A 12,679-nucleotide genomic window follows, 5' to 3' on the forward strand; every position below is an offset into this window, starting at 1 on the left:
GCGCGCGGGTTCGTTCAAAGGGGTCATCGACTTGCATGTGAAGCTTTCCCTCTGCCTGGGCGCGGCGCTGGCGGCGCTGGCCACCCCTGCCTTCGCCCAGACCGATGATGCCCGGAAGCCGGCCGAGGACGGCGAGATCGTCGTCAGCGGCCGCTACACGCTGCCCGACAAGATCGACACCGCGACGGGCCTGGGCCTGACGGTGCGCGAGACGCCGCAATCGGTGAGCATCGTCACTGCGCAGCGCATCCTCGACCAGAATCTGATCAGCATCGCCGACGTGATCCAGAATGGCGTGGGCGTGACCGTCAACGAAGTCGACGACGTGCGGAACAGCTTCTACGCGCGCGGCTTCGAGATCCGGAACACACAGCTGGACGGCGTGCCGACCAACTGGACGCTGGCCGGCAGCGCGGGCGAGACCAATATCGACGTGTCGATCTTCGAGCGGGTCGAGATCGTGCGCGGCGCGACCGGCCTGCTGAGCGGCGCGGGCGACCCCTCCGCTTCGGTCAACCTGGTCCGCAAACATGCCGATGCGCGCGACTGGGGCGGCTATGCCAACGCCAGCTATGGCAGCTGGAACACCTGGCGCGTCTCGGGCGATGTCGGCGGCGCGATCACCGCGGACGGGCGCGTCCGCGTCCGCGCGGTGGGCCGCTATGAGCAAGGCGATTCCTATATCGACCTCTACCGCAACAAGAAGTTCGTGCTTTACGGCGTGATCGACGCCGATGTGACGGACGATACGCTCGTACGGGTCGGCATCAGCCACCAGGAAGCCAGGCCCGACGGCGCGACCTGGGGCGCGCTGCCGACCTTCTACAGCGACGGCAGCCTGACGAACTGGCCGCGCGACAAGACGCCGGCGGCACCGTGGACGCGCTGGGACACCACCAACCAGAACATCTTCGCCACGATCCGCCACGAGTTCAGCGACCGCTGGAGCGTCGTCGCCAACTATAACCGCGTGAAGAATGCCCAGCAGACCGAGCTGCTCTATCTGTCGGGCCTGGTCGACAAGACGACCGGCCGGATCCAGTTCGCCTTTCCCTACAAGGACCAGGGCAACAACATCCAGAACAGCTTCGACGGGCAGATCAAGGGCCTGGTCAACCTGTTCGGGCGCGATCACGAAGTCGTGCTCGGTGCGCTGCACAGCACCCAGGACCGTGACACCGCGACTTTCGCCGCGCTCACTTTCCCGCCGGGTACCGATTTCGAGCGGTTCGGCGGCAGCTCCTATCCCTATCCCGGCTTCTCGACCACGCCGGCGGTGGGCGAGAAGACCAAGATCAGGCAGGAAGGCTATTATGGCGCGGTGCGCCTGAACCTGACCGACCAGCTGAAGCTGATCGGCGGCGGGCGCCTGGCGAGCTGGAACATCACCGGCGTCCAGTTCGGCGTGACCACCGACTATGGCAACAGCAACGAATTCATCCCCTATGTCGGCGCGCTGTACGACATCGCGCCGAACCACCGGCTCTATGCGAGCTACACGCGGATCTTCCAGCCGCAGAACGCCCGCGACCGCAACTTCAACCTGCTCGCACCGCTGAACGGCAAGGCCTATGAGATCGGGCTGAAGAGTGCCTTTTTCGGCGAGGCGCTGCAGACGTCGGTCGCGCTGTTCCGCATCGAGCAGGACAATGTCGCCCAGAACGACATCGTCGTCACGCCGCCGAACGGCGGTCTGCCGCAGCAGACCTATGTCGCGGCGCAGGGCGTCATCAGTCGGGGCTTCGAAGTGGAGATCACCGGCCGGCCGCTGCCCGGCTGGAACGTCAATTTCGGCTATAGCCAGTTCAAGGCCGAGGACCGCAACGACGTGCCCGCCAACACCGATCAGCCGCGCCGGCTGCTCAAGCTGTTCACTACCTATACGGTGGACCGCCTCACCTTCGGCGGCGGCATCAACTATCGCAGCAAGGCCTATACGCCGAGCACCAACCCGGTGACGGCCGCGCCCTTCGACTTCCAGCAGGACGGCTATGCGCTGGTCAATCTGATGGCGCGCTTCGCGGTCACCGAGCGGCTCCAGCTTCAGGCCAATGTCGAGAACCTGCTCGACAAGACCTATTACAGCCAGGTCGGTTTCTTCAGCCAGTATCGCTACGGCGCGCCGCGCAATTTCACCGTGAGCGCCAATTACCGCTTCTAGGCAATCAGGACCGGAGAGATGAGATGAAGACACTGTTCCTTGCTGCCATCGCCATGCTGGCGGCCATTCCCGCGGCGGCGCACGAGGTCTGGATCGAACGCGACGGCACGGGCCCGGCGCGCATCTATCTGGGCGAGCCGGCCGAAGCGGTGCCCGCCGATGGCGACCCCGAATGGCACCATCTCCAAAAGCCGCAGCTGATCGGCGCCACCGGCACGCTGACGCGCCGCGCCAATCATATCGAGGCGGCGGTTTCGGGCGGCGGCGACCTGCGGGTGCGCGACGATGCGGTGTTCGCCCCCTGGCAGGCGGGCGAGGCGAAGCAGGGCGCGATCTTCTATGCCCGTGCCGGCCGCACCGAGACCGGGCACGCGCTCGATCTCGAGCTGGTGCCGGTGGCGGCGAATGGCGACACGTTCACACTGCTGTTCCGCGGCAAGCCGCTCGCCCATGCCAAGCTGTCGATCATCACGCCCGATCGCTGGCAGAAGCAGTTCGCCACCGATGGCGCGGGACAGGTCACCGTGCCCCGGCTGGGTGCCGGCCGCTATCTGGTGAGTGCCTCGCACGTCGAGGCGGCGCCGGCGAAGCTGGGCGGCCAGGACGTGGCGAGCGTGATGCACATTTCGACGCTCAGCTTCGTGCGCTGAAGCGAACGGGGCGCTGCGTGAGGCAGGGCCTCGCGCAGCGCATCCCATGTTGCCTCGCAGCAGCGATTGCCCCATCAGTCGGCGCGGATAGCTGGGGACGAAGCTTGGCGAGCAGCGCCGCACCTCTGTTCGACGCGCGGACGATCGCCGATCGGTGGATCGCGGACTATTGCGCGCCCGGCACGGCGGCCGACATGCTCTGCGCCCGTGCCCCGGACGATGCCGCCTGGCGTGCCGCGCTGGAGGAACTGGCCGGGCTCGCGGGCGAGAATCTGGAAGGCGCGCGCGAGCGGGCGCGCCGCCATGCCGAGGATATCGGCACCGGCTTCCGCGTCGCCGGCGAAGGCGAGGAGCGCCCCTGGCCGCTCTCCCCGGTGCCGTTGCTGATCCCCGAGGCGGAATGGCGCGGCATCGCCGCGGGCGTCGTCCAGCGCGCCGAAGTGATGGAGCGGGTGCTCGCCGATCTCTATGGCGAGGCCCGGCTGGTCGCCGACGGGCAGGTGCCCGCCGCGCTCGTCACCGGCAGCCCTTTCTTCCTGCGTCCGCTCACGCGTCTCGTGCCGCCGGGCGGCTGCCATCTCCAGGCAGTGGCGATCGATCTGGGCCGCGGACCCGACGGCACCTGGCGCGTGCTCGCCGATCATCTGCGGGCGCCGGCGGGCGCCGGCTATGCGCTCGAGAACCGGCTGGCGATGGCGCAGACGCTGGACGGGCTTCAGGTCCGGCTCAACATTGCCCGGCAGGCCCCGTTCTTCGCCGCCTTTCGCGACGGGCTGGCCGCGCGCTGCCGGCGGGCCGAGCCGCGCATCGCGCTGCTCACGCCCGGCCGGCTCGATCCGGGCTATGCCGAACAGGCGCATCTCGCCCGCTATCTCGGCTGGCTGCTCGTCGAGGGCGGCGATCTCGCGGTGCTCGACGACCGGCTCTATGTCCGCACCATCGCCGGGCTGAAGCGGGTGGACGCGCTGTGGCGCCGGCTCGATCCGCGGCTGCTCGACCCGCTGGCGCTCGACAGCCATTCGACGATCGGCGTCCCCGGGCTGGTCGACGCGATGGCGGCGGGCAATGTCGTGATTGCCAATGCGCCGGGCGCGGGACTGCTCGAGGCGCCGGCCTTCGCCGCCTTCCTCCCGCGGCTCGCCGAGCTGCTGACCGGCGCGGCGCTGACGCTGCCCGGCATCGCCACCTGGTGGTGCGGGCAGGACGACGCGCGCGCGCATGTCGAAGCGGCGCTCGACACGCTGCTGATCGCGCCCGCCTTCGGCGTCGCGCCGCTCGGCCTGCCCGAAGGCAGGCCGGTGCTCGGTGCCTCGCTCGGCGGCGCCGCGCGGGCGGCGCTGCTCGCCGATCTCGCGCGCCGGCCGCAGGACTATGTCGGTCGGGAAGTCGCCCATCTTTCGACCATGCCGGTGGTGGCGGACGGGCGGCTCGTCGCGCGACCCTTCACGCTGCGCGTGTTCGCGGCGCGCGGTGCCGATGGCGCGTGGACGGTGCTCCCCGGGGGCTTTGCCCGGATCGGCGCGCATGCCGATGCCCGCGCCGCGGCGATGGGCGAGGGCATGTGGTCGGCCGACGTCTGCGTCCATGGCGCCGAGCCGGTCGAGCCGGTCTCGCTGCTTCCCTCGGGCGATTCCACTCGGCTGCGCCGCAACCCGGGCACGCTGCCCAGTCGCGTCGCCGACAATCTGTTCTGGCTCGGCCGCTATCTGGAGCGGGGCGAGGCGCAACTGGGCGTGATCCGGGTGCTGCTCGGCAATTCGATCAGTGCGGACACCGGCGCCGCCCTCGCGGCAGACACGGTGCGCCGGCTTGCCGATATCCTGGTCGCCGGCAACGCGGCACCGGCTCCACAGGCGCTCCGCCGCGCCGACCTGATCCAGCTCGCCCATGCGGCGCTCGAGGGTGGCGAGGGCTGGTACAGCGTCGCCGCGATCAATGCCCAGGCGCGGATGATCGGCGAAGTCTCGCGCGACCGGCTGGCGGCGGACATGGTGCGGCTGCTCGACGCGCCCTTCCCGGCGCGCGGAGCGCTGCTGGACAAGGCGGGGTCGCTCCAGCGGCGCTACTCGGCGCTGGCGGGGCTTGCGGCCGAGCATATGGGGCGCAGCGATGCCTGGCGCTTCCACGACATGGGCCGGCGGATCGAGCGGGCGCTGGCGACGCTCCGCTTCCTGCGCGGCTTTGGCAGGGCAGAGGCGAACGGCGACGATCTCGGCACCCTGCTCGACCTGGCGGACAGCCAGATCAGTTATCGCCAGCGCTATCTGACCGGCATCGCCCGCGTGCCGGTGCTCGACCTGGTCACGCTCGATCCGGGCAATCCGCGCGGCATCGCCTATCAGGCGGCGGCGATCTCGGGCCATCTGAACAAGCTGCCGGTACTCTCCGACGACGGGCTGGCCGAGCCGCAGCAGGAGCAGGCGCGCGAACTGGCGGCGATCCTGGTGACCGCGCATGCGACGCGGATCGACGATGCGATGCTCGCCGACCTCGAACTGCGCCTCGCCCGGCTCTCCGACGCGATCGCTCGGCGCTATTTCCTGCAAGGCGCCGAGCCGCTGCGCGCCGCCGGGCTGGTCCTCGCCTGATGCTCTATCGCATCCGCCACGTGACTCGGTTCGACTATGCCCAGCCCGCGGCGTTCGCGCGCTGCAATCTGCGATTGAAGCCGATCCTCTGGTCGGGCCAGGAAGTGCTCGATTATGCCCTGTCGGTCGAGCCCGGCGGGCGCGTCTTCCCGGCGCGGGCCGAGGCGGGGCTCGCGAATGTCGTGCGGCTGGTGCTCGAAGCGCCGACGGGCGCGCTGACGATCGAGAGCAGCGCGCGCATCCGCGTCGACCGGCCGATCCCGGTGCCCGCGCCCGGTGATCCCAGCCTGGCCGAAATCGCCCGGCTGGCGCGCGCGAGCAGCGATGCTTCGCCCGCCAGCCCCGCCGCCTATCTCTTTCCCTCGCCGCAGATCCCGCTCGACGCGGCGATCGCCGAATGGTGCGCGGCCGATCTGGCGCCCGATCGGGGCGTGCTCGATGCCGCCCATGCGCTGGCGGCCAGGATCCAGCGCGGGTTCGACTTCGATCCCAATGCCACTTTGGTCGACACGCCGCCGCGCGCCGCCTTCGACAAGCGGCGGGGCGTTTGCCAGGATTTCGCGCAGATCATGATCTCGGGCCTGCGCGCCGCCGGCCTGCCCGCGGCCTATGTCTCCGGATATCTCCGCACGCTGCCGCCGCCGGGGCAACCGCGGCTGGTGGGGGCCGATGCGACCCATGCCTGGGTGCTGGTCTGGGCCGGGCCCGCACTGGGCTGGGTCGGCATCGATCCCACCAACGGCATCTGGATGGCGGAGGATCATGTCGTGGTCGCGATCGGCCGCGACTATGCCGAGATCGCGCCGATCGACGGCATCGTCCTGGGCGCGGGCGCGCAGGACATGCACGTCTCGGTCGATGTCGAGCCGCTGGAGGAGCCGGCGAGCTAGCTTCTCCATCCCGCCTGCTTCGGGACGGGGAGTTTGCCGGCAACCCTTGCGTTAGCAGGCGGACACGCCGAAATACGGCGCGTTCGAAGGGGTTTTGATGGCAGCTGATCCGTATTCCGTCCTGAACGTGGCGCGTGGCGCGAGCGAGGCCGATATCAAGAAGGCCTATCGCAAGCTCGCCAAGGAACTGCATCCCGACCGCAACAAGGACAATCCCAAGGCGGCGGAGAAGTTCAGCCAGGTCACCCAGGCCTATGACCTGCTGACCGACAAGGACAAGCGCGCCCGTTTCGATCGCGGCGAGATCGATGGCGACGGCAATCCCGTGAATCCGTTCGGCGGCTTCGGCTCGGGCATGGGCAGCGGCGGCCAGGGCGGTTTCCGCGCCGATTTCGGCGGCGGCGGCGAAGCGGGCGGCTTTGGCGACATTTTCGAAGGGCTGTTCGGCGGCATGGGCGCGCGGCGGGGCGGCGGGGGCTTCTCCGGAGGCTTTGGCGATTTCGGCCGCCGGGCGGCGCCCAAGGGCGCGAACATCGCCTATCGCCTCGCCGTGAGCTTCGAGGATGCGGCCACGCTGGCGGCACAGCGCATCACGCTGCGCGACGGCAAGACGATCGACCTGAAGCTTCCGGCCGGGCTCGAATCCGGCACCCAGATGCGCCTTGCCGGCAAGGGCGAGGAAGGACCCGGCGGCGCCGGCGACGCGATCGTGACGATCGAGATCCAGCCGCATCGTTTCTTCCAGCGCGAAGGCGACGATATCCGTCTCGACCTGCCGGTGACTCTGTCCGAGGCGGTGCTCGGCGCCGAGGTGCGCGTGCCGACGCCCGACGGCGCGGTGATGCTCAAGGTGCCCAAGGGCTCGTCCTCCGGCAAGACGCTGCGCCTCAAGGGGCGCGGCTTCCACAAGAAGGCCGCAGGGTCCGCTGGCGGGCGGGGCGACCTGCTCGTCACGCTGATGGTCGAGCTGCCGGTGGACGACGATGCGCTGATCGAGTTCGCCAGGGGCTGGCACGACAAGGGGAACCCGCGTGGCCGCATGGGCGTCTAACACCTTGTGACAACAGGGGAAGATTCGGGTGCCGCGGAGGCGGGGCCGGGGCTTGGGCCCCGCATCCTCGCCTTGCTCGCCCGGATCGGCCTGGGCCCGCGCTTCTGGCATGTGGTCAAGCGCGTGCTGGTCGGCACTTTCCAGGACGGCTTCACCTATGCCGGCAACCTGGCCTATCTCAGCCTGGTCACGCTCTTCCCCTTCTTCATCGTCGCCGCCGCGATCGCGCAGCTGATCGGCCGCAGCTCGGAGGGGATACATACGCTGGAGGCGTTCCTGCGCACCGTGCCGCCCGACGTGGCCGAGCTGCTGCGCAAGCCGGTGTCGGACGTGCTGATGGCGCGTACCGGCAACCTGCTCTGGTTCGGCGCGATCGTCGGCCTGTGGACCGTGGCCGGCTTCATCGAGACGATCCGCGGCATATTGCGCCAGGCTTACGGCGTCCGCTCGGGCACGCCCTTCTGGCAATATCGGCTGGGGGCGATCGGGATGATCATCGCCTCGGTGATCATCACCATGGCGGCGTTCAGCTTCCAGGTGATCCTGACCGGCGTGGAGCAGTTCCTCTACAACATCTTCCCCTGGGCATCCGAAGCGCAGCGCATCGTCTCGCTGAGCAAGATCGCCCCCGCGATCGCGCTGTTCGGCGCGCTCTACATCCTGTTCTACTCGCTCACCCCCGGCCGGTACCGGAAGAGCAAATGCCCGAAATGGCCGGGCGCGCTGTTCACTGCGGTGTGGTGGCTGCTGGTCACCGCCCTGCTACCGAAGATCCTGGGCACGCTCGGCAATTACGACCTCACCTATGGCAGCCTGGCCGGCGTGATGATCGCGCTGATCTTCTTCTTTCTCGTCGGACTGGGGCTCGTCGTCGGTGCCGAGTTGAACGCGGCTCTGGCGGAAACGCCCGAGAACGGGCTAGAGGAGCCCAGAGAAAGGGAGAATACGCCGTCGTGACCGGATTGATGCAGGGCAAGCGCGGGCTGATCATGGGCCTCGCCAATGACAAGAGCCTCGCCTGGGGCATCGCGAAGAGGCTCAGCGAACAGGGTGCCGAGCTGGCGTTCAGCTATCAGGGCGACGCGCTGCTGAAGCGGGTGAAGCCGCTCGCCGAGCAGCTGGGTTCCGACACGCTGATCGATTGCGACGTCGCCGACATGGACGCGCTCGACGCGGCGTTCGACACGCTCAAGGCGAAATGGCCGACGATCGACTTCGTCGTCCACGCGATCGGCTTTTCGGACAAGTCGCAGCTGCGCGGGCGCTATTACGACACGACGCTCGACAATTTCCTGATGACCATGAACATCTCGGCCTATTCCCTGGTCGCGGTGGCCAAGCGCGCGCGCGAGATGATGCCGGACGGCGGCTCGATCCTCACGCTGACCTATTACGGCGCCGAGAAGGTGATCCCGCATTATAACGTGATGGGCGTCGCCAAGGCTGCGCTGGAGACCAGCGTGAAGTATCTCGCCGTCGACATGGGACCGGAGAACATCCGCGTGAACGCGATCTCCGCCGGCCCGATCCAGACGCTGGCGGCGCGCGGGATCGGCGACTTCAACTACATCCTCAAGTGGAACGAGCTGAACTCGCCGCTCCGCCGCACCGTGACGATCGAGGATGTCGGCGGCGCCGGGCTCTACATGCTCTCCGATCTGGCGGCCGGCGTCACCGGCGAGATCCATCATGTCGATTCGGGCTATAACGTGATCGGCATGAAGGCCGAGGACGCGCCGGACATCGCGCTTTCGTGAGCATCGCCATTCGCCCTGCGACGGGCGGGGACGTCGCCGCGATCGACGCCCTGCTCCGCCGGGCCTTTCCGGCGGAAGACGAGGCCAGGCTCGTCCAGCGCCTCTGCATCGATGGCGACATGGTCCTCACCCTGGTGGCGGACGACGAGGAGACCGGCGCTCTCGCCGGCATGGTTGCGTTCAGCCGGATGGACGTGGCGATAGCGGGCAAGCCGATCGCAGCGGTCGCGCTTGCGCCGCTGGCAGTGGAAAGGGCGTGGCGCAAGCAGGGTGTGGGCGAGGCGCTGGTCCAGGCCGGCGTCGCCCAGCTCGGCGCGGCCGGGGCGATGCTCGTCTTCGTGTTGGGGGAGCCCGGCTATTATGAGCGCTTCGGCTTCGCGGCCGAATGGGCGCGGGGATTTGCCTCGCCCTATGCCGGCGACTATCTGATGGCGCTGCCGCTCCAGGGCGGCGCCATGCCGTGCGGAGAGCGCGGCGCCGCGACGCACGCACCGGCGTTCGCACAGCTGGGCGGGGAATAGTGAGCTTCAACACCTTTGGACGCGTCTTCCGCTTCACCACCTGGGGCGAGAGCCACGGGCCGGCGCTCGGCGCGGTCGTCGATGGCTGTCCCGCGGGCCTCACTCTGTCCGAAGGCGACATCCAGCCCTTCCTCGACAAGCGCCGCCCGGGCCAGTCGCGCTTCACGACGCAGCGCCAGGAGCCCGATCAGGTCCGCATCCTTTCCGGCATCTTCGAAGGACGCACGACGGGCACGCCGATCGCGCTTCACATCGACAATGTCGATCAGCGTTCCAAGGACTATTCGGAAGTCGCCAAGGCCTATCGTCCCGGTCATGCCGATTATGCCTATGACGCGAAATACGGCTTTCGCGACTATCGCGGCGGCGGCCGCAGCTCGGCGCGCGAGACGGCGGCGCGCGTGGCGGCGGGCGCGGTGGCGCGGCTCGTCATCCCCGAAGTGACGATCCTCGCCTGGGTCGAGGCGATCGGCGGCGACGCGATCGACCCTGCCAATTTCGATGCCGCCGAGATCGGCAACAACCCGTTCTTCTGCCCCGATGCGCAGGCGGCGAAACGCTGGGAGGCGCTGGTCGACGGCGCGCGCAAGGCAGGCTCCTCGCTCGGCGCGGTGATTGCCTGCGAGGCGTTCGGCGTGCCCGCCGGCTGGGGCGCGCCGCTCTATGCCAAGCTCGACAGCGAGCTGGCCGCCGCGTGCATGTCGATCAACGCCGTGAAGGGCGTCGAGATCGGCGACGGCTTCGCGGCGGCGGCGCTGACCGGCGAGCAGAATGCCGATGCGATGCGCCCGGGCAATGACGGCGGGCCCGTCTTCCTCGCCAATCATGCCGGCGGGATCGCGGGCGGCATTTCGACCGGCCAGCCGGTGCGCGTGCGCGTGGCGTTCAAGCCGACCAGTTCGATCCTGACGCCGGTGGAAACGGTCACCCGCGAAGGCGAGGCGACCGAGATCATGACCAAGGGGCGTCACGACCCCTGTGTCGGCATCCGCGGAGTGCCGGTGGTCGAGGCGATGGTCGCGCTGGTGCTTGCCGATCAGAAGCTGCTCCACCGCGCGCAAATGGGCTGAGCTCGTCCCGCCCGGGCCGGATCAATTCCGGATCATGTCCGTGGCGGTCGAGCCACGCGCTTCCCAGGGATCGCGCGCGCCGCCGGCAGCCGGGATTCCCGCTCCGCCGGCCCTTCGCGTTTTCGGCCCGTCCTTCGTCCGGCTCGGTTCGCTGCCCAGCCGTGCGCGGGCCGGGGTTGGCTGCAACATGGGGAAACAATCCGGACATGCGCAGGGTCTCGAAGGGTCTTCGGCAAAAACCGAAGGAGGATTGCCCAGTTATGTTGCTCAAGACCCTGATCGGCGCCGCGGCGCTGCTGGCCGCCCCGGCGGCCTTCGCCCAGACCACGTCTCCCACCGATCCGTCCGCGACATCGCCGACGGAGCACCCCGCTCCCGCGCCGGCGCCCGATCCGAGCGCCAATCCCTCGGCGCCCGCGCCGGATGCCACCACGGCCACGCCTGCGCCGGATCCGGCAACCCCCGGCCAGGATCCGGCGACGTCCGAAGATGCCGACAAGCGCGGCAAGAAGGACAAGAAGAGGCCCCATTAAGGGCTCCTGACGCAGGGGATGCGCTACCCGCTCTTGGCCGGACGGGTAGCGCATTGCCTGATCGGTCCGCGAATTGATCGCGGGCCGGGCGCGGATCAGTCCGCGAAGGGGTCGCGGACCAGAATCGTGTCCTCGCGCTCGGGGCTGGTCGAGACCAGGGTCACCGGGCAGCGGATCAGTTCCTCCACGCGGCGGATATATTTGATCGCGGCGGCCGGCAGTTCGGCCCAGCTGCGCGCGCCCGCGGTGGTTTCCTGCCAGCCGGGCATCGTCTCCCACACCGGCTCGACCGCAGCCTGGTCGGCGGCGTTCGAGGGGTAATAGTCGATCTCCTCGCCGCGCAGCCGATAGCCCACGCACACCTTGATCTCGTCGAACCCGTCGAGCACGTCGAGCTTGGTCAGCGCGATGCCGGTGATGCCGGAGACGGCGGCCGACTGGCGCAGCAGCACTGCGTCGAGCCAGCCGCAGCGGCGCTTGCGCCCGGTGACGGTGCCGAACTCGCGGCCGCGCGTGCCCAGCCGCTCGCCCACGTCATTGTCCTGCTCGGCGGGGAAGGGGCCGGAGCCGACGCGCGTGGTATAGGCCTTGGCGATCCCCAGTACGAAGCCGACCGCGCCCGGGCCCATGCCCGAGCCCGAGGCGGCGGTGCCCGCCACCGTGTTCGACGACGTGACGAACGGATAAGTGCCGTGATCGATGTCGAGCAGCACGCCCTGCGCGCCTTCGAACAGAATGCGGCGGCCCCGCTCGCGGGCGGCATTGAGCGCGCGCCACACCGGCTGGGCGAAGGGCAGGACGAAGCCGGCGATCTCGCGCAGCTGATCGATCAGCGCCGCGCGATCGATCGGCGGCTCGCCGAAGCCGGCGCGCAGCGCGTCGTGATGCGCGGTCAGGCGATCGAGCTGGGGGCCGAGATCGTCGAGATGGGCAAGGTCGCAGACGCGGATGGCGCGGCGGCCGACCTTGTCCTCATAGGCGGGGCCGATGCCGCGCCGGGTGGTGCCGATCTTGCCCGCGCCGCTCGCATCCTCGCGCAGCCCGTCCAGGTCGCGGTGGAAGGGCAGGATCAGCGGGCAATTGTCCGCGACCATCAGCGTGTCGGGGGTCACGTCCACGCCCTGGGCGCGGATCCGTTCCACTTCGTCGCGCAGCGCCCAGGGATCGAGCACCACGCCGTTGCCGATCACGCTCGGCGTACCGCGCACGATGCCCGAAGGAAGCAGCGAGAGCTTGTAGACATTCTCGCCGACCACCAGCGTGTGGCCGGCATTGTGGCCGCCCTGGAAGCGCACGACCATGTCGGCGCGCTCGGCGAGCCAGTCGACGATCTTGCCCTTGCCTTCGTCACCCCATTGGGCGCCGATAACCGCTACATTTGCCATGGATACACGTCTCCGCCTGCCGGGGCGGGCCCGAAGCCGCCCTTCGACAGGACTCGGCGGCTGGGCGGTACGA

General features: G+C 69.2%; 11 protein-coding genes. 10 read left to right on the top strand and 1 reads right to left on the bottom strand.

What is annotated here, in order from left to right:
• Positions 1-31: 31 nt before the first annotated feature.
• The 10 genes from FFS08_RS03070 (at position 32) to FFS08_RS03115 (ending at position 11,221) form a co-directional block, all read left to right on the top strand.
• A complete protein-coding gene (locus tag FFS08_RS03070) occupies positions 32-2,161 on the top strand; it encodes a TonB-dependent siderophore receptor (RefSeq protein WP_249341011.1) in 2,130 nt (709 codons plus the stop codon).
• A 23-nt stretch (positions 2,162-2,184) separates the two neighbouring features.
• Complete coding sequence (locus FFS08_RS03075) at positions 2,185-2,811, top strand: DUF4198 domain-containing protein (protein ID WP_137861832.1); 627 nt, start codon at positions 2,185-2,187, stop codon at positions 2,809-2,811.
• Between the two features lie 104 nt (positions 2,812-2,915).
• Positions 2,916-5,399, top strand: coding sequence for a circularly permuted type 2 ATP-grasp protein (locus FFS08_RS03080; protein WP_137861831.1), 2,484 nt, complete (start codon positions 2,916-2,918; stop codon positions 5,397-5,399).
• On the top strand, positions 5,399-6,289 hold the full coding sequence (locus FFS08_RS03085) for a transglutaminase family protein (RefSeq protein ID WP_137861830.1): 891 nt from the start codon (positions 5,399-5,401) through the stop codon (positions 6,287-6,289). Before FFS08_RS03080 ends, FFS08_RS03085 begins: the two co-directional genes overlap by 1 nt.
• Positions 6,290-6,386: 97 nt before the next feature.
• Complete coding sequence (locus FFS08_RS03090) at positions 6,387-7,340, top strand: DnaJ C-terminal domain-containing protein (RefSeq protein WP_137861829.1); 954 nt, start codon at positions 6,387-6,389, stop codon at positions 7,338-7,340.
• 6 nt (positions 7,341-7,346) lie between these two features.
• Positions 7,347-8,297, top strand: a complete 951-nt coding sequence (locus tag FFS08_RS03095; RefSeq protein ID WP_249341010.1) for a YihY/virulence factor BrkB family protein — start codon at positions 7,347-7,349, stop codon at positions 8,295-8,297.
• A complete protein-coding gene (gene fabI, locus FFS08_RS03100; protein WP_137861828.1) occupies positions 8,294-9,097 on the top strand; it encodes an enoyl-ACP reductase FabI in 804 nt (267 codons plus the stop codon). Before FFS08_RS03095 ends, fabI begins: the two co-directional genes overlap by 4 nt.
• Complete coding sequence (locus FFS08_RS03105) at positions 9,094-9,618, top strand: GNAT family N-acetyltransferase (RefSeq protein WP_137861827.1); 525 nt, start codon at positions 9,094-9,096, stop codon at positions 9,616-9,618. The genes fabI and FFS08_RS03105 overlap by 4 nt, the downstream gene beginning before the upstream one ends.
• Complete coding sequence (gene aroC / locus FFS08_RS03110; RefSeq protein WP_137861826.1) at positions 9,618-10,688, top strand: chorismate synthase; 1,071 nt, start codon at positions 9,618-9,620, stop codon at positions 10,686-10,688. Before FFS08_RS03105 ends, aroC begins: the two co-directional genes overlap by 1 nt.
• 260 nt (positions 10,689-10,948) lie before the next feature.
• Positions 10,949-11,221, top strand: a complete 273-nt coding sequence (locus tag FFS08_RS03115) for a hypothetical protein (RefSeq protein WP_137861825.1) — start codon at positions 10,949-10,951, stop codon at positions 11,219-11,221.
• Positions 11,222-11,316: 95 nt separating this feature from the next.
• Here FFS08_RS03115 and FFS08_RS03120 read toward each other — a convergent pair whose 3' ends face one another.
• The gene (locus tag FFS08_RS03120) at positions 11,317-12,606 is read right to left on the bottom strand and encodes an adenylosuccinate synthase (RefSeq protein ID WP_137861824.1); all 1,290 of its coding nucleotides are present in this window, start codon (positions 12,604-12,606) and stop codon (positions 11,317-11,319) included.
• Between the last annotated feature and the right edge of the window lie 73 nt (positions 12,607-12,679).

This window comes from Sphingomonas sp. 1F27F7B (genome assembly GCF_005503355.1).
GTDB lineage: Bacteria > Pseudomonadota > Alphaproteobacteria > Sphingomonadales > Sphingomonadaceae > Sphingomonas.